We start from the raw sequence: 15,935 nt of genomic DNA, 5'->3' as shown, positions 1-15,935 counted from the left end.
CAGACGGCCCGCCCCTCCGGGCGCCGGGCCGCCCGGGCGGTCGTGCGGCGTCAGCCGGAAAAGCGTTGGTGCCGCCGCCTGACGGTCGGCAGACTTCCGTCATGCCGAAACTCGTCTTTCCCACCACCGCCGTCCACGCGTCGTTCGTCGCCGCCATGAAGGAGTTCGAGGCCGAAGGACGCGCCGGGGACGGCAGCTCCATCGGGCAGGAGATCGACGAGTTCGGCGCTCGCTGGCACGAGCCGGACGGGTTCGCCGCGTACGTCGTGGCGCTGCGGGCCGACGAACACGAGGAGACCGTGCGGACCGCGGGACACGTGGCGTGCACGACGTTGTGGTACGTCGACGGTGACGCCTTCCTCGGCCGCTTCGCGATCCGGCACCGGCTCAACGACTTTCTCCTGGAACAGGGCGGGCACATCGGCTACGACGTGCGCGCCTCCGCGCGGCGGCGCGGGCACGCCACGGCCATGCTGCGGGAAGGGCTCGTGCACGCCCGCGCCCTCGGCGTCGACCCGGCGCTGATCACGTGCGAGCACGACAACACCGCCTCCCGGAAGGTCATCGAGGGCGGCGGAGGGGTCTTCGAGGACCGGCGCGGGGACAAGCTGCGGTACTGGGTGCCGACCGCCTGACCCGGGACGGGACGCCGGTGAGGGGAGACGGGCGCGTACCCTGGGCGGCAGGACTCTCCGCGCTCCCGCGCCGCGGCACGCGTGAGCGGACGCGCGGACTTCCGCCCCCTTGCACCCCGTACACCCAAGGGCGGCCGCCCAGGGCGTGCCGTCCTGCACCGAGGAGAGAACCCTGGGCAAGCGACAGCCCGAAGGCCCGCCGCCCGCACCCGCGGTGCAGCGCATCCGACTGCGCTACACCAAGCGCGGCCGCCTCCGGTTCACCAGTCACCGCGACTTCCAGCGCGCCTTCGAGCGGGCGCTGCGCCGCGCCGAGGTGCCCATGGCGTACTCGGCCGGCTTCACCCCGCACCCGAAGGTGAGCTACGCCAACGCCGCCCCCACCGGCACCGCCAGCGAGGCGGAGTACCTGGAGATCGCCCTCACCACGCATCGCGACCCCGAGGCGCTGCGCCGCGGGCTCGACGCGTGCATGCCGGACGGTCTGGACCTGACCGACGCGGTCGAGGCCCGGACGTCCGACTTCGCCGACCGCCTCCAGGCGTCCGCCTGGGAGCTGCGGCTCGACGGCGTCGCCGTCGAGGACGCGCACCGGGCCGTGGAGGCGTTCCTCGCCGCCGACACGGTCGAGGTGCAGCGGCAGACCAAGAAGGGGGTCCGCACCTTCGACGCCCGCGCCGCCGTCGCTTCGCTGGAGAGCGCGGGCGTCACACAGAGCGAGGATGATAGGCCCCAGCAGCATCCCTGTGCGATACTGCGGCTGGTAGTGCGGCACCTGACACCTGCCGTACGACCCGACGACGTCCTGTCCGGCCTCCGAGCTACGGCCGACCTGGCGCCGCCGGTCCCGGCAGCGGTGACCAGGCTGGCGCAGGGGCCGCTCGATGAGGAGACCGGCACGGTGACCGACCCGCTGGTTCCCGACCGCGACGCATCCCCCGCCGCGACGGGGCCGAGCGCGGTCGCCCCGGACACGACCGGGGCCGTCACCGCGTAGGTACGGAGCCGAAACGTGCCGCCGCCGACGCAGGCGCCAGGGAGCCACCCGGGCCGCCGACCGGCAGGCGAGCGCACCGCCACAGCAGACTTTCGCCGTAGCCGAGCCCGCAGGGACGGAACCGGCGAGCGACAACGAACAGCTCCCGAGCGGCGCCCGCGCCCGGCGGGACGCGGCAGCAAGGCGTACGACGCGCCCGGCCGCGACCGGCGGGGCGAGGCGCCCGGGAGCGTGACGGGAGAACTGCCCGCATGCCCGAGCCCAAGGACTCCGCAGCCGCGGAGAACACCGCGAAGGACCCGAAGACGCCGCCCGTGAGCGCGTCGTCGGACGGACCGAACCAGCAGGCCGCGGCCTCCGCCGACAACGGAAGCCCCAGCGACACCCTGCCGCCGCGCCGCCGTGCGCCGCGCCGCGCGTCCGCCCCGGCGGGCGCGCCCCCGGCCGCGCCCGAGGCGCCCGCCCCGGACACGCTGCCGGCCGCCGCGCCGGCCGCCCACGACGCCGCCGCTTCGCCCGCGGCCGACCAGCCGGAGCCCGCTCCGGCGCGTACCCGTCGTCGTGCCACGCGCCGCGCGTCCGCTCCGGCCGGTGCCCCGTCTGTGACGGAGGGTGCCACCGGGGCGACCGCTTCCGGTGCCGCCGCGGTCGCGGCCGGTGAGGCTCCTGCCGCGGACGCCTCGGCGTCCGCCGAGGGTCCGGTCGCCGACGTGCCGCCGACGGGTCAGGCCGAGCCCGCCCCGGCGCGTACCCGTCGCCGGGCGACCCGGCGGGCCTCCGCCCCGGCCGGCGCCCCCGAGGCCGCAGAGCAGGCGGGCCCCGGTGCCGGGGACGGTGCCGTGGAGAACGAGGAGCAGGCGGCGCCTTCGCGCAGCCGTCGTCGTGCCACCCGCAAGGCCGCCGCATCGGCGCCGGAGCAGGCCTCCGACGCCGCCGGCACCGGCACCGGCGGAGAGGCCGCCGCGGTCAGCGAGGAGGCCGAGCCGGCGCCCGCCCGGGGCCGCCGCCGCGCCGCGCGCAAGGAAGCAGCCCCGGCCGAGGGGACCGCCGCCGCGGACACGCCGGCCGCCGCGGACGAGGAGCAGGCGGCGCCCGCGCGTACCCGTCGTCGTGCCACCCGCAAGGCCGCCGCGCCGGCACACGAGCACGTCGCCGACGAGGCTGAGGGCGCGGGCCAGTCGCCCGCCTCCGACGAGCCCGCGCTGCCCGTCGAGGCCCCCACCGCGCCGGCCGGGCGCAAGCGTGCGGCGCAGCCGCCGGTGGCCATGTTCCAGGCGCCGGTGTTCACCGAGCCGACGTTCCAGACGCCGCAGAGCGCCGCCGCTCAGGCTGCCGCGGACCAGGACGAGGAGACGGACGAGGAGGCGGACGAGGAGGCGGAGACCACCGCGCCCGCCTCGCGCAGCCGCCGTCGCCGTCGGCGCGGAGAGTCCGAGGGCGACGCGTCCCGTCCCGCCGGTCGGGGGGACGAGGAGGAGACCGGCGGCGAGGCCCGGTCGGACGAGTCGGACGACGAGGGTTCGGACGACGAGGGTTCGGACGAGTCCGGTGAGCGCCCCGCGCGCCGTCGCCGCCGTGGCGGGCGTCGCCGCAGGCGGGGCGAGTCCGCCGATGCACAGGGTGCGGACGACGGCGGCCGGGGCGACTCGGCGTCGGACGACTCCGACGGTGACCAGGACGAGGACGCGGACGAGTCCGGGAGGAACGGCGCGGAGCGTGACGAGGACGAGGGGGGCGGCCACGGCGGCGGCTCCAGCAGCTCGCGCCGTCGTCGCCGTCGTCGCCGCCGCAGCGGGGACTCCTCCGACAACGGGCCCACCGACGGCGACCCGGAGCGCACGGTCGTCAAGGTCCGCGAGCCCCGGAAGAAGAAGGACTCCGAGCCCGCCGACGAGGTGCAGGCGATCAAGGGCTCCACACGGCTGGAGGCGAAGAAGCAGCGCCGCCGGGAGGGCCGCGAGCAGGGCCGTCGGCGCGTGCCCATCATCACCGAGGCCGAGTTCCTCGCCCGCCGCGAGGCCGTCGAGCGGGTCATGGTCGTGCGCCAGAACGGCGACCGGACGCAGATCGGCGTGCTCGAGGACGACGTGCTCGTCGAGCACTTCGTCAACAAGGAGCAGTCGACGAGCTACGTCGGCAACGTCTACCTCGGCAAGGTCCAGAACGTGCTGCCCTCGATGGAGGCGGCGTTCGTCGACATCGGCAAGGGCCGCAACGCCGTGCTCTACGCCGGCGAGGTCAACTTCGAGGCGCTCGGCATGGCCAACGGGCCGCGCCGGATCGAGACCGCGCTGAAGTCCGGTCAGCCGGTGCTGGTCCAGGTCACCAAGGACCCGATCGGCCACAAGGGCGCCCGTCTGACCAGTCAGGTGTCGCTGCCCGGCCGCTACCTGGTGTACGTGCCCGAGGGCTCGATGACCGGTATCAGCCGGAAGCTGCCCGACACCGAACGGGCCCGGCTGAAGCAGATCCTCAAGCAGGTCGTGCCGGAGAACGCGGGCGTCATCGTGCGCACCGCCGCCGAGGGCGCCAGCGAGGACGAGCTGCGCCGCGACGTCGAGCGGCTCCAGGCGCAGTGGGAGGACATCCAGCGGAAGGCGCAGAAGGGCAACGCGCCGACGCTGCTGTACGGCGAGCCGGACATGACCGTCCGGGTCGTGCGCGACATCTTCAACGAGGACTTCTCCAAGGTCATCGTCTCCGGCGAACAGGCATGGGAGACGGTGCACGGCTACGTCTCGCACGTCGCGCCGGACCTGGTGGGACGGCTCCAGAAGTGGACGTCCGACGTGGACGTCTTCGCCACCCACCGGATCGACGAGCAGCTGACGAAGGCCCTCGACCGGAAGGTGTGGCTGCCCAGCGGTGGTTCGCTGGTGATCGACCGGACCGAGGCGATGGTCGTGGTCGACGTCAACACCGGCAAGTTCACCGGCCAGGGCGGCAACCTGGAGGAGACGGTCACCCGGAACAACCTCGAGGCGGCCGAGGAGATCGTGCGCCAGCTCCGGCTGCGCGACCTGGGCGGCATCATCGTCATCGACTTCATCGACATGGTGCTGGAGTCCAACCGCGACCTGGTGCTGCGCCGCCTGCTGGAGTGCCTGGGCCGGGACCGCACGAAGCACCAGGTGGCCGAGGTGACCTCGCTGGGCCTGGTGCAGATGACCCGCAAGCGGGTCGGCCAGGGCCTGCTGGAGTCGTTCTCCGAGTCCTGCGTGCACTGCAACGGGCGCGGCGTGATCGTGCACGTCGAACAGGCGCAGGCGGCCGGTGGCGGCGGTGGCGGCAAGAAGAGCCGCAAGAAGCAGAAGGCCGCGGCGGCGCAGGCGGCCGCAGCGGAGGCCGAGGCCGCGGCGTCCGCCGCGGAGAGCGCCGCGGAGCAGGCGGAGACGGCGTCGGAGGAGGCGGAGACCGCCGCCGAGGTTGCCGCGGAGGCCGCCGAGCCGAAGAAGCTGCCGGAGCCCGCCTTCGTGCCGGACGAGGAGCTGTACAGCAGCGCCGCCGAGGCGGAGGCCGCGGCGAGCCGCGGCGGCCGTACGCGCCGCCGGGGCGGCCGCAAGGCGTCTGCGCCCGCCGGCTCGCCGAAGGCCGCCGGGGTCACGGACGCCGGGGTCGCGGACGTCGAGGGTGCGCAGGACGAGGCGGGGGAGCCGGACCAGGCCGCGCCCGCCCGTACCCGGCGCCGGGCCGGCCGTAAGGCGTCGGCGCCCGCCGGTGCCCCGCAGGGCGGGGAGGCGGCGGAGGCCGCAGGGTCGATCGTGGTGCCCGCGACGGCTTCCACCGGTGCCGCCGGTGAGCCCGCCGCTGCTCCCTCCGAGCCCGTCGCCGCGTCCGCTGCCGATGCCGGCCCGGCGGCGGAGGCCGCCCCGCCCGCCCGCGCCCGGCGCCGCGCCGGCCGCGCGGTGTCCGCTCCGGCGGGCTCACCCGGCGGTGACGGTGGTGACGAGGCCGGAGCCATCGTGCTGCCGACCGTGGACCGGGGTCCGGCGGACGCCGGTACGCCGGCCCCGGAGCCGACGGGTGCCCCCGCCGCGGCCGAGGCGGCGCCGCCCGCGCGGACGCGCCGCCGGGTCACGCGCACGGTCTCCGCTCCGTCCGGTGCGCCCGGAGGCGCCGACGGCGAGGGTGCCATCGTGCTGCCCGCCGCGCGCGACGAGCAGGCCGCCGACGGCGTGGACGGTTCCGAGGCGGACGGCTCCGAGGCGGACGGAGCGGACGCGCCCGTGGCCGCCAAGGCGGCGAAGAAGGCGGCCCGGACCGCTGCCAAGAAGGCGACGGCCAAGAAGAGCGGCACCACCGCGAAGAAGGCGGCGAAGAAGTCGACGGCCCGGAAGTCGGCCACCGGCGAGAAGAAGGCCACGTCCGCGAGCTCCTCGCGCCGTACCGCGGCGGCCGACCAGCAGACGCCGCCGTCGGTCTCCGCTCCGGCCGAGGACTGAGCCGTACGGCCGTGCCGGCCCCGTTCGTTCCCGGTCGTGGAGCGGGCGGGGCCGGTTTGACCCCCTGGTCGCGGCCCCGTAATCTTGACCGTCGGCGTGTCGTCAAGGGTGCGCCGTGCTTCTGAGCAACTCCCTCCCGCCGGGGCCGTGCACCGGAACCCGGAGCGGGAGAGGCCGTTCACTCCTCAGTGGGACAGTCGCGGGACTCCTGCGCGAGCGGCTGGCATCAGGGGCCCCGAACCGAGCGAAAGAGAGCTTCACCGTGTACGCGATCGTGCGCACCGGCGGCCGTCAGCAGAAGGTTGCTGTCGGCGACGTCATCGAGGTTGACCGCATCTCCACCGGCAAGGTCGGCGACAGCGTCGAGCTCTCGACCCTGCTCGTGGTCGACGGCGAGTCCGTCACCAGCGACCCCTGGGTGCTGGCGGGCGTGAAGGTCCAGGCAGAGGTCGTGGACCACCACAAGGGTTCGAAGATCCGGATCCAGAAGTACAAGAACAAGACCGGTTACAAGAAGCGGATCGGTCACCGCCAGCTGCACACCGCGCTGAAGATCACCGACATCCCCGCCCCAGCCGCGAAGTAAGGGACTGAGAACACATGGCACACAAGAAGGGCGCATCGTCCACCCGGAACGGTCGCGACTCCAATGCCCAGCGGCTCGGCGTCAAGCGCTTCGGCGGTCAGGTCGTGAACGCCGGTGAGATCATCGTCCGCCAGCGCGGCACCCACTTCCACCCGGGCACGGGCGTCGGCCGCGGCGGCGACGACACCCTGTTCGCGCTGGACGCCGGTGCCGTGCAGTTCGGCACCCACCGCGGCCGCAAGGTCGTCAACATCGTTCCGGCCGGCCAGTAAGGCCCCGGTTCGACACCGACACACACGCGAGGGCGGACCGCCGTTCCCCGGCAGGGGAGCGGGGCCGCCCTCGCCGTGTTCGCGGCCCCGCACGGACCGCTGACCGCTCTCTCTTCCCGCCGCTCCCGTCCCCGCACCGCTGACCCAGCACCCGCACCGCACCGCACCGCCAGGAGGCACCCGTCATGACCACCTTCGTGGACCGCGTCGAGCTGCACGTCGCCGCGGGTAGCGGAGGCCACGGCTGCGCCTCCGTGCATCGGGAGAAGTTCAAGCCGCTCGGCGGCCCCAACGGCGGCAACGGCGGGCGCGGCGGCGACGTCGTCCTCGTCGTCGACACCGACGTCACCACGCTGCTCGAGTACCACCACGGGCCGCACCGGAAGGCCGCGAACGGCCGTCCCGGCGAGGGCGACAACCGGTCGGGCAAGGACGGCGCGGACCTGGTGCTGCCCGTGCCCGACGGCACGGTCGTGCTCGACGGCAGGGGCGAGGTGCTGGCCGACATGGTGGGGCAGGGCACCACGTTCGTCGCCGGCCAGGGCGGCCGCGGCGGCCTGGGCAACGCCGCGCTGGCGTCCGCGCGTCGCAAGGCGCCGGGCTTCGCGCTGCTCGGTGAGCCCGGCGAGAGCCGCGACATCGTGCTGGAGCTGAAGACGGTCGCGGACGTCGCGCTGGTCGGCTACCCGTCGGCGGGCAAGTCGTCGCTGATCTCGGTGCTCTCCGCGGCCAAGCCGAAGATCGCCGACTACCCCTTCACGACCCTGGTGCCGAACCTCGGCGTCGTCACGGCAGGCGGCACCGTCTACACGGTCGCCGACGTGCCGGGCCTGATCGAGGGCGCCAGCGAGGGCCGCGGCCTCGGGCTGGAGTTCCTCCGGCACGTCGAGCGCTGCGAGGTGCTGGTGCACGTGCTCGACTGCGCCACCCTCGAGTCGCATCGCGACCCGCTCTCCGACCTGGACGCCATCGAGCGGGAACTGACCCAGTACGGCGGCCTCGAGAACCGTCCGCGGCTGGTCGCGCTCAACAAGACCGACATCCCCGACGGCAAGGATCTCGCCGACATCATCCGCCCCGACCTGGAGGCGCGTGGCTACTCGGTTTTCGACGTGTCGGCGGTCTCCCGCAGCGGCCTGAAGGAGCTGTCCTTCGCCTTGGCCGGCATCGTCGAGCAGGCCCGTGCGGCCAAGCCGCAGCAGGAGGCGACACGCGTCGTCATCCGTCCCAAGCCGGTGGACGACGCCGGCTTCACCGTCAGCCGCGAGGCGGACGCGCTGTACCGGGTGCGCGGGGAGAAGCCGGAACGCTGGGTGCGGCAGACCGACTTCAACAACGACGAGGCCGTCGGCTACCTCGCCGACCGCCTCAACCGCCTGGGCGTCGAGGACGCCCTCGTCAAGGCGGGCGCCCGGGAGGGCGACGGTGTCGCCATCGGTCCCGAGGACGACGCGGTCGTCTTCGACTTCGAGCCGGCGATGGCCTCCGGCGCGGAGATGCTCGGCCGCCGGGGCGAGGACCACCGCATGGACACGCCCCGTCCCGCCGCCCAGCGCCGCCGCGACCGCCAGGCCGAACGCGACGAGGCGCAGTCCGCCTACGACGAGTTCGACCCCTTCGCGTAGGGGTCCGGCGGCCCGCCCGTGGACGTCGCGTGACCCGTCAGGGGGTCAGCAGTTGGGGGCGCTCCAGAAGCGGCTGCCCTTGTTGCCCACGTGGGTGTGGTCGTTGTGTCCCGGGTAGCCCTGGCTCAGGATCTCCTCGAAGCCGGAGGTCTTGGCCGTGTTGTACATGGAGCACTGGGACGGGCCGCTGCCCAGGCCCAGGTCCGCGGCCTGCCCCGACATGTGGAGGCTGCTGGACGAGCCGCCGACGCTGCTGTTGCAGGAGACGCTGCGGAAACCGGAGGTGATGACGATCGGCCGGTCGCCGAGCTTGTGGCGCAGGGCCTCCAGCTGCCACATGATGCGGCGGATGTTCTGCTTGGCGGCGGCAGCGGAGACGCGTCCGCCGGTGAAGTCGTTCTCGCCGCAGCTGTCGTCGAACTCGCTGAAGTTGAAGTGGACGGGCGAGCAGTCGCCGTCCTGCAGCGAGTAGATCTTGCTGTAGGTGTTCGGGCCGGCGACGCCGTCGGCCGAAAGGCCGTAGGCGGACTGGAAGCGCTTCAGGGCGGCTTCGGTCGCCGGGCCGAAGGCGCCGTCGATGGCGATGTTCTGGCCGCTCGCCGCCCAGCCGGCGATACGCTCCTGAAGCTGGGCGACGTCGCTGCCGCTGGCTCCTCTGCTGAGGTTCCGGTTCCAGGTGTAGCAGCTGTCCGCGACGGCGGGCTCCGCGGTGGCCACGTTCACCGTGACACCGCCGGCCACCAGCATGGCCGCGGCGAGAGCGGCACGCAGGCCACGATGGCGTCGGGTCATGTCTCCTCCAAGGGGGACGGGCGCTTCTCGGCACACCCGTCTTCAGGTTGTCATGCACATTAGGAGGAATCATTCCTGTGTCAAGACGGCGCGGGACCATCCGCCGGGTGACCTGGTGAATCCCCTGGAGAAGAACGAAATTCGGGGGGAAAGCGGAATACCGTTCAAAGGCCCGACCATTGAAAGTCCTCGCAGAATTCCGCACGTTCTGTACGCGTGGCGCCCCGCGCGGTACAAGACAGCGGTGGCACGGCCCGATCGCCCCCGAGGCGGAACCCGAGGAGGACCCCCATGCGCCGATCCGGCACCCCCACCGCGGAACGCGGCAGACCCCCGCACCCCGCCAGACCCCCGCACCGTCACAGCCGCCGGCAGCGCCCCGGCCGCCCCCGTGGCTGGCTGCTGCTGGCGGCCGTGCTCACCCTGCTGCTCGGCGTCGCCGCGCCCGCCCAGGCGTACCCGCAGGCGTTCAACCCGACCCAGGACCGCGGCAACCGCGGCTCCGACGTCGTCGCGCTGCAGTACCTGCTCAACGCGCACGGTGCGAGCCTGTCCGCCGACGGCGTCTTCGGCTCCGGCACCGACGCCGCGGTGAAGTCCTTCCAGCGCTCCAAGGGTCTCGCCGACGACGGCATCGTCGGTCCGAACACCTGGTCCGCGCTCCAGGTGACCGTGCGGCAGGGCGACCGGGGTCCGGCGGTCAGGGCCGTGCAGCACCTGCTGAACGCCAAACGCGGTTCCGGGCTCGCGGTGGACGGCATCTTCGGGGGCGGTACGGCCGGCGCGGTGCGGACCTTCCAGAGCCACGCGGGCATCGGCGCGGACGGCATCGTCGGCCCGACCACCTGGCGCAACCTGCTCTGGCACTACGAAGCCGCCGACTTCGGCGGCCCGCTGTGCGACCAGGACCCGGACGGCAACGGCAACGCCAACTGGGGCACCGCCGCGGCGATCGGCCAGGTGGAGGCCGCGGCCTCCGCGTTCGGCGGCGGCAACGGCCAGGTCCCGCTGGGCGACGCCGGCTTCGAGCACGGCGGCGACATCCCCGGCCACGCCAGCCACGAACAGGGCATGGACATCGACCTGTGGCCCATCCGCACCGACTCCGCGCAGTGCTCCGCCGGCCGTATCACCTGGCGTTCCGCCGGCTACGACCGGGCCGCCACACGCAAGCTGGCGCAGGCGATCCGCAACACCGCGCCCGGGCACGTGAAGCTGATCTTCTTCAACGACCCGCAGCTGATCGCCGAGGGCCTCACCACCGAGTACCCCAACCACGACAACCACCTGCACGTCCGCTACTGCGAGCGGGTGCACCCCAGTTCGCTCTACGACTGCTGAACGCACCCGTGCGGGGTGGCGCCGGACGTCCTGCGCCCCCCCCCCGGGGCGGCGCCGCCCCGCCCCCCCCCCCCCCCCCCCCACGGCCGGGCCCGGGCCTACGGCCAGGTGACCACCGTCAGGGCGAGCACCGCGAGCAGCACCGTGACCGAGGTGGTGACCTTGAGCGCGCGGCGCCGGTCCTCCAGCCGCACGTCCCAGTCGGTGACGTCGCCGGAGAGCAGCCGTAGCACGGGCGTCAGCGCGCGTCCGGCAGCGAAGCCGGCGCCGGCGAGCAGGGCCGTGCCGAGCCCGCCCCACAGCAGGAGCCCGGCGGCCAGGGCGTACGGCGCGCTCGCCGTCACGTAGGTGCGCACGCCGGTGCCCAGCTCGAAGCCGAACTGCAGGGTGCCGCGCAGCAGATGGCGCTGCAGGACCTCCTGCGGGATCTGCCGCGCGTTCTGCGGCAGCGGCAGCCGGACGGCTCCGGTGTCGCGCAGGACGCACAGCAGCGCGCAGAGCACCGCGGCGACGTGCCGCACCACCTCGGGTGCGGGGGAGAGCAGGCCGGACGCCAGCCAGAGCACCGTCGCCGACAGCACGCCGCCCAGCAGCAGTCCGGCCGTCAGGGTGCCCAGGATGAGGGCCTGCCTGTGAATCGCTCGCCAACCTGGCGAGGCCAGCGCGTAGGCGCTGTTGCGGGTTCAAACGGAGCCGGAGAGCGACCAGCCCGCGAGGCCGCCGATCACCGCCCAGGTCAGCGGCGGCACGGTGGCCACCGCGACGGACGCGGCGCCCGCCAGCAGCAGCACGGGCACCAGCGGCCCGGTGAGCCGCGCCCGCCCTCGTCCGTGCGCCCCCGGGGGTGCGGTGGGGGAGTGGTCCACCTACACCGTCCCCGTCAGATGCCGCCAGGTGACGGTGCCGACCACGCCGTCCACGGTGAGGTCGTGCGCGGTCTGGAAGGCCCGGGCGGCCTGCTCGGTGCGCGGCCCGAAGTTGCCGTCCACGGTGAGGTCGTGGCCGTGCTTGCGCAGCTGGCGCTGGGCGCCGCGCACGGCGTCGTCGATGTCGCCGCGCCGCACGGTCAGCACCAGTTCGGGCCAGGTCTGCTCGTCGACGGTGCCGGTGGCGTCGAGGCCGGCCTGCTCCTGGAAGAGAGTGACCTGCTCCTCGGTGTTCGGGCCGTAGATGCCGTCCGCCTCGGTCGCGAAGCCGTGGTGGGTGACCAGGTGCTGCACCGTGTAGGCGTCGGGGCCGGTGGTGCCGCTGCCGGTGGAGGGCCAGGAGACGGCACCGGGGCATCCGCAGTCGGTGGTGTGCCGGCAGATGGAACGCACCCATCCGGAGCCGGTGTTGTGGTAGCCGTCGTGGCAGCGGCGCTCGATGCCGCAGCCGCACGTGCCGCACTCCTTGCTGTACCGCCACAGCCAGCCGTCGTAGCTCCCGGAGTAGCACTGGTTGGGGCGCAGCGTCCAGGTCACGCCGTCGTTCTTGTGGAAGCCCGCGTGCGCGCCGGTGGTGGCGCACGCGGCGGCGAAGACGGTGCTCGGGCCGCAGCCGGGCGAGCAGTTGTGGTCCGAGGCGTAGCTGGGGCAGGAGCCGGTCCAGATGTCGTACCCGTCGGCGTACGCCTTGCGGGCGGCGGGGAACATGCCGAGCGCGGCGAACCCGACGGCGGTGGCCGCCTGGAGGATGCGGCGGCGGGTGGGCACCAGCCCGGCGAAGGCGGCGGTCTCCGGGTCGCGTCCGGCGCGGCGGCGGCGCGCGGGCCGGGCGTCCGGGCCGGGGGTGCGGAGCATCGGTACCTGTTCGAGGGTGGTCATCGCGCGCTCCTCAGCCGGCGGGGGAAGGTTTCGTCGAGCAGTTCGGACAGCGCGGCCACCGAGCCCAGGGGGACGGCGCGCAGGACGCGTCCGGCACCGTCCACGGCCACCGCGAACGGGGTGGCGACGGCGTCGTACGTGGCGAACAGGTCGTCGCGCCCGGCGTGTACGGGCACGGTCGTGCCGCGGGCGCTGCCGTCCTCGCGGGCGTGGTCCTCGCGTGCGGCGGCCTCGGGCGCCGGGCCGGCGTAGAGGGCCGCCAGGGCGGGGCCGTCCTCGCTTCCGGCGGCCTTGCGCGCCTCGGCGAGCACGCCCGTGCAGGTGCGGCAGTTCGCGCTGAGGAAGAGCAGCACGCCGCCGTCCCGCTGCGCATGCGGGCCGAGCAGTTCGGCCGCCTCCGGTGCGGCGCTCCCGGGTGCCGGGCCCAGCGGGGCGGCGGTCCGTACGGGCGAGGTGGCGCCCCGGGAGAGCTGGTGCACCTGGCGCACCAGCCCGGAGACCACCAGGGCGAGCAGCAGGATGGCCACCCAGGAGGCGATCAGGGCGCTGGTCATGAAGTCCACGGGCGGCCTCCGGAGGCGGGAAGGGGGGCGGGGGCGGAAGTGGGCGAGGTCGCGGGGGAGGACGCGGGGTGGGCCTCCGGGTCGTGCAGCGCTGCCGGCAGCGTCCACAGCAGCAGCGCGAAGGCGGCGGCGGCCAGCGCGGCGGTGGCGGTCTGGGCGGTGCTTCCCGGCGGTGCCGGCGCACCGGCGAGGCCGGTGAGCACCGCGCCGGTGGCGGCGAGGGCGGCCAGCGCGGCGGCGCGGACCGTCACCCAGCCGCTGAGGGGCAGCTCGCTGCGGGCGCAGCCGCACGGCCCGCCGCGGCCGGAGGCGAGGACGTGGCGGGTGTAGGCCGCGTACCCGGTGAACAGCAGCGCCGCGGCGGCCAGCACCAGGGCGAGCGCGTCGCGGGCGCCGGCGATCAGTGCGGTGGCGCCCGCGAGGCCGAGCAGCCCTTCGGCCGCGGTGACCGCTGCGGCGGCCGCACGCACGGCTCCCGCGGGCAGGACGCCGTGGGCGTGCAGGGCGTCGGGCAGCCCGGCGGGCCGGGAGAGGTGCCCGGCACAGCCGGCGAGCAGCGCGAGCAGCGCCGCGCCCGCGGTGGCCGTCGCGAGGAACGTGGTCACGGGAACGGCCGCCTCAGACCGCGCGCAGCGTGCAGCGTGCGAGCAGGCCCGGGACGTCGTCCACCGTGGTGTCGGCGAGCGGGACCACGGTGGCCCACAGCCGGGAGCCGGACAGCACGAAGAACGGGCGTCCGTCGCTGAGCGTGTCCCGGTACAGCTCGCCGGTGGGCACCTTGCCGCCCTGCCACGGCGGGAGCTGGGCCGAGCGCTCCTTCGTACGGCGGGACATCTCCACCAGGCCGAGGCCGGGGACCTCCTTGAGGACGGCGGCCGGTCCGGCGAACCGGCAGTCGGAGCCGGCGTCGGGGGAGAGGGAGAGGCCGTCCTCGTGCTCGGTGATGCGGAAGGTGCGCAGCAGCGCGAGCACGTCCTCGATGCCGGAGCGGTACAGGCGCGTGACGAGGCTGTGGTTCCTGCCCTGCCAGGCGATCAGTGTGGGCGTCTCGACAAGCTGGGACTGCGGGTCGTACTCGCGGGTGGTGGCGGTGCGCAGGGTGCCACCCTGGAAGGCGAGTTCGGTGTCGAACGCGTCGATGCCGAGGGACGCGGCCATCCCTTCGGCCAGCGCGGCCGGGCCGGCCGTGAACTCGAAGAGGTGGCCTCCGACGACGAGTTCGACCGCGGAGGTGGCGGTGGACCTCAGATCGAGGTCGGTGCCCTCGATGCGATACGACACGCCGTCGAGCGCGCGGTGGGCGACGGCGGACGGAGCCATGGCGACCTCCAGGAGGACCGGCGTGTGGTCGCCATAAGGGTCTGGACCACTCGGACGATCCCCCATCACAGCAGCTTGACCATGTACGGTCAATACACGCCGCGGCGCTCCGGTGATCGTCCTAGAACCTCCGCCCGGTTCCCCGCCGTGTCGCCGCGGAGCTCGGCCGCACCCCCGAAGCCGGGCATCGCCACCCCTCAGCCACGGACCACGACCGCTGTCGGCCCGGCGGCCGTCACCTCCCCGACCACGGGGTGCCCCGGTATCTCTCCCGCCAGCAGCAGCCCGCCGGACGTCTGCGCGTCGGCCAGCAGCAACCGTGCCTCCTCCGGCACTCCCGCGAAGTCGGTGTGCGGCGCCACCCACTCCAGATTGCGCCGGGTGCCGCCGCTGACGAACCCGTCCCGCACCGCCTCTCGCGCTCCCGGCAGGTACGGCACCGCTCCCGCGTCCAGCGTGACCGTCACCCCCGACGCGCGCGCCAGCTTGTACGCGTGACCCAGCAGACCGAAGCCGGTCACGTCCGTGCCCGCCCGTATGCCCGCCGCAACGGCCGCCCCGGAGGCGTCCCGGTTCAGCGCCGTCATCGACGCGACCGCCTGCTCGAAGACCTCGCCGGTCGACTTGTGCCGGGCGTTGAGCACGCCCGTGCCCAGCGGTTTCGTCAGCGTCAGCGGCATGCCCGGGCGCGCTGCGTCCAGCCGCATCATCCGCGCACGGTCCACCACCCCGACCACGGACATCCCGTACAACGGCTCCGGCCCGGTGACACTGTGCCCGCCCGACACGTGGCACGCCGCCTCGTGTGCCACGTCCCGCCCGCCGCGCAGCACCTCGGCCGCGACCTCCATCGGCAGCAGGTCGCGCGGCCACGCCAGCAGGTTGACGGCCGCCCACGGCGTGCCGCCCATCGCGTACACGTCCGACAGCGCGTTGGCGGCGGCGATCCGGCCCCAGTCGTACGGATCGTTCACCACGGGCGTGAAGAAGTCCGCCGTCGTCACCAGCGCCCGTTCGCCGTCCAGCGCCACCACGGCGGCGTCGTCCCCGCCGCCGGCCAGCCCCAGCAGCAGCTCCGCCGCCGGTCGCGCCGGCCCTTCGGCCAACCCGCCGACCAGTCCGTCCAGTTCGCCGGGCGGCAGCTTGCACGCGCATCCGCCGCCACCGGCGTACTCCGTCAGTCTCAAGCCTTCCATGCCCGGTAACCTACTTGCGACCAGCGGCGTCGTGCCCACGCTTGTCCACACCCCTGGTGTGACGATCATGCCGGACGTAGACTCCGGCGCGGAGGCGGGCAGGCGCCTGGTGGCCCTCACGGTCTTCAACACCGATGTGGTCGGGCATCCCGGCCAGGCGGGTTCGATTCCCGTACGCCTCCGCCAGCCTCTTCTCCCTGACGAGCGGCAACCGCCCGATCTTCCACCTTGCCGCGCCGAGAGAACGGCGCGAAGAGCCGACCCGAAGAGCCCGAACGGAAGACGGGCGAAGAACCACCCGCCGTGGGCGAACTCAACAAGCCCGACCGTCTGATGGCACGCCCGTGCCCTCCCTCGCCTG

Annotated in this window: 15 protein-coding genes and 1 tRNA gene; 8 read left to right on the top strand and 8 right to left on the bottom strand. The window is 74.3% G+C overall.

What is annotated here, in order from left to right; translation table 11 throughout:
- The first annotated feature begins 101 nt into the window (after window positions 1-101).
- The 6 genes from RM572_RS02160 to obgE all read left to right on the top strand — a co-directional run bounded on the left by RM572_RS02160 (window position 102) and on the right by obgE (window position 8,557).
- Window positions 102-635, top strand: a complete 534-nt coding sequence (locus RM572_RS02160; protein WP_311671532.1) for a GNAT family N-acetyltransferase — start codon at window positions 102-104, stop codon at window positions 633-635.
- Between the two features lie 214 nt (window positions 636-849).
- Complete coding sequence (locus RM572_RS02155) at window positions 850-1,632, top strand: TIGR03936 family radical SAM-associated protein (RefSeq protein WP_311671816.1); 783 nt, start codon at window positions 850-852, stop codon at window positions 1,630-1,632.
- 251 nt (window positions 1,633-1,883) lie between these two features.
- The gene (locus tag RM572_RS02150; protein ID WP_311671531.1) at window positions 1,884-6,074 is read left to right on the top strand and encodes an Rne/Rng family ribonuclease; all 4,191 of its coding nucleotides are present in this window, start codon (window positions 1,884-1,886) and stop codon (window positions 6,072-6,074) included.
- A gap of 262 nt (window positions 6,075-6,336) precedes the next feature.
- On the top strand, window positions 6,337-6,660 hold the full coding sequence (gene rplU, locus RM572_RS02145; RefSeq protein WP_027763626.1) for a 50S ribosomal protein L21: 324 nt from the start codon (window positions 6,337-6,339) through the stop codon (window positions 6,658-6,660).
- A 14-nt stretch (window positions 6,661-6,674) separates the two neighbouring features.
- A complete protein-coding gene (rpmA, locus tag RM572_RS02140; RefSeq protein ID WP_027763625.1) occupies window positions 6,675-6,932 on the top strand; it encodes a 50S ribosomal protein L27 in 258 nt (85 codons plus the stop codon).
- A 185-nt stretch (window positions 6,933-7,117) separates the two neighbouring features.
- Window positions 7,118-8,557 (top strand): GTPase ObgE, encoded by a 1,440-nt coding sequence (obgE, locus tag RM572_RS02135; protein ID WP_311671530.1) that lies wholly within the window; start codon window positions 7,118-7,120, stop codon window positions 8,555-8,557.
- Window positions 8,558-8,602: 45 nt separating this feature from the next.
- Here obgE and RM572_RS02130 read toward each other — a convergent pair whose 3' ends face one another.
- Window positions 8,603-9,349 carry a M15 family metallopeptidase gene (locus tag RM572_RS02130; protein ID WP_311671529.1) on the bottom strand — a complete coding sequence of 249 codons (747 nt, stop codon included), beginning with the start codon at window positions 9,347-9,349 and terminating at the stop codon, window positions 8,603-8,605.
- Window positions 9,350-9,640: 291 nt separating this feature from the next.
- Between RM572_RS02130 and RM572_RS02125 the strand changes: the two genes are divergently transcribed.
- Window positions 9,641-10,690, top strand: coding sequence for a penicillin-insensitive murein endopeptidase (locus tag RM572_RS02125; protein ID WP_311671528.1), 1,050 nt, complete (start codon window positions 9,641-9,643; stop codon window positions 10,688-10,690).
- A gap of 98 nt (window positions 10,691-10,788) precedes the next feature.
- Here RM572_RS02125 and RM572_RS02120 read toward each other — a convergent pair whose 3' ends face one another.
- The 7 genes from RM572_RS02120 to selD form a co-directional block, all read right to left on the bottom strand.
- Window positions 10,789-11,271, bottom strand: coding sequence for a hypothetical protein (locus RM572_RS02120; RefSeq protein ID WP_311671527.1), 483 nt, complete (start codon window positions 11,269-11,271; stop codon window positions 10,789-10,791).
- Window positions 11,272-11,373: 102 nt separating this feature from the next.
- Window positions 11,374-11,556: a hypothetical protein gene (locus RM572_RS02115; protein ID WP_027763621.1), complete on the bottom strand. Its 183-nt coding sequence runs from the start codon at window positions 11,554-11,556 to the stop codon at window positions 11,374-11,376.
- The gene (locus tag RM572_RS02110) at window positions 11,557-12,495 is read right to left on the bottom strand and encodes a peptidoglycan-binding domain-containing protein (RefSeq protein ID WP_311671526.1); all 939 of its coding nucleotides are present in this window, start codon (window positions 12,493-12,495) and stop codon (window positions 11,557-11,559) included.
- Entirely contained in the window at window positions 12,492-13,049 is a 558-nt protein-coding gene (locus RM572_RS02105; protein ID WP_311671815.1) for a hypothetical protein, read from the bottom strand. The genes RM572_RS02110 and RM572_RS02105 overlap by 4 nt, the downstream gene beginning before the upstream one ends.
- Window positions 13,046-13,663 carry a MauE/DoxX family redox-associated membrane protein gene (locus tag RM572_RS02100; protein WP_311671525.1) on the bottom strand — a complete coding sequence of 206 codons (618 nt, stop codon included), beginning with the start codon at window positions 13,661-13,663 and terminating at the stop codon, window positions 13,046-13,048. The genes RM572_RS02105 and RM572_RS02100 overlap by 4 nt, the downstream gene beginning before the upstream one ends.
- Window positions 13,664-13,676: 13 nt before the next feature.
- Window positions 13,677-14,378: a hypothetical protein gene (locus RM572_RS02095; protein ID WP_311671524.1), complete on the bottom strand. Its 702-nt coding sequence runs from the start codon at window positions 14,376-14,378 to the stop codon at window positions 13,677-13,679.
- Window positions 14,379-14,575: 197 nt separating this feature from the next.
- On the bottom strand, window positions 14,576-15,574 hold the full coding sequence (gene selD, locus RM572_RS02090) for a selenide, water dikinase SelD (protein ID WP_311671523.1): 999 nt from the start codon (window positions 15,572-15,574) through the stop codon (window positions 14,576-14,578).
- A 90-nt stretch (window positions 15,575-15,664) separates the two neighbouring features.
- On the opposite strand from selD, the gene RM572_RS02085 reads away from it, so the two are divergent.
- A tRNA-Sec gene (locus RM572_RS02085) sits at window positions 15,665-15,760 on the top strand.
- Window positions 15,761-15,935: the final 175 nt, after the last annotated feature.

The sequence above is a fragment of the Streptomyces hazeniae genome (assembly GCF_031845485.1).
GTDB lineage: Bacteria > Actinomycetota > Actinomycetes > Streptomycetales > Streptomycetaceae > Streptomyces > Streptomyces hazeniae.
The sequence above is the reverse complement of the archived record's forward strand: the minus strand, read 5'-3'. Positions and strand labels throughout refer to the sequence as shown.

Excerpts from the sequence above, each read along its gene's own strand:
- RM572_RS02160 (WP_311671532.1), top strand. The coding sequence starts at position 102 with ATGCCGAAACTCGTCTTTCCCACCACCGCCGTCCACGCGTCGTTCGTC.
- RM572_RS02150 (WP_311671531.1), top strand. The coding sequence starts at position 1,884 with ATGCCCGAGCCCAAGGACTCCGCAGCCGCGGAGAACACCGCGAAGGAC.
- rpmA (WP_027763625.1), top strand. The coding sequence starts at position 6,675 with ATGGCACACAAGAAGGGCGCATCGTCCACCCGGAACGGTCGCGACTCC.
- obgE (WP_311671530.1), top strand. The coding sequence starts at position 7,118 with ATGACCACCTTCGTGGACCGCGTCGAGCTGCACGTCGCCGCGGGTAGC.
- RM572_RS02130 (WP_311671529.1), bottom strand. The coding sequence starts at position 9,349 with ATGACCCGACGCCATCGTGGCCTGCGTGCCGCTCTCGCCGCGGCCATG.
- RM572_RS02125 (WP_311671528.1), top strand. The coding sequence starts at position 9,641 with ATGCGCCGATCCGGCACCCCCACCGCGGAACGCGGCAGACCCCCGCAC.
- RM572_RS02110 (WP_311671526.1), bottom strand. The coding sequence starts at position 12,495 with ATGACCACCCTCGAACAGGTACCGATGCTCCGCACCCCCGGCCCGGAC.
- RM572_RS02105 (WP_311671815.1), bottom strand. The coding sequence starts at position 13,049 with ATGACCAGCGCCCTGATCGCCTCCTGGGTGGCCATCCTGCTGCTCGCC.
- RM572_RS02095 (WP_311671524.1), bottom strand. The coding sequence starts at position 14,378 with ATGGCTCCGTCCGCCGTCGCCCACCGCGCGCTCGACGGCGTGTCGTAT.
- selD (WP_311671523.1), bottom strand. The coding sequence starts at position 15,574 with ATGGAAGGCTTGAGACTGACGGAGTACGCCGGTGGCGGCGGATGCGCG.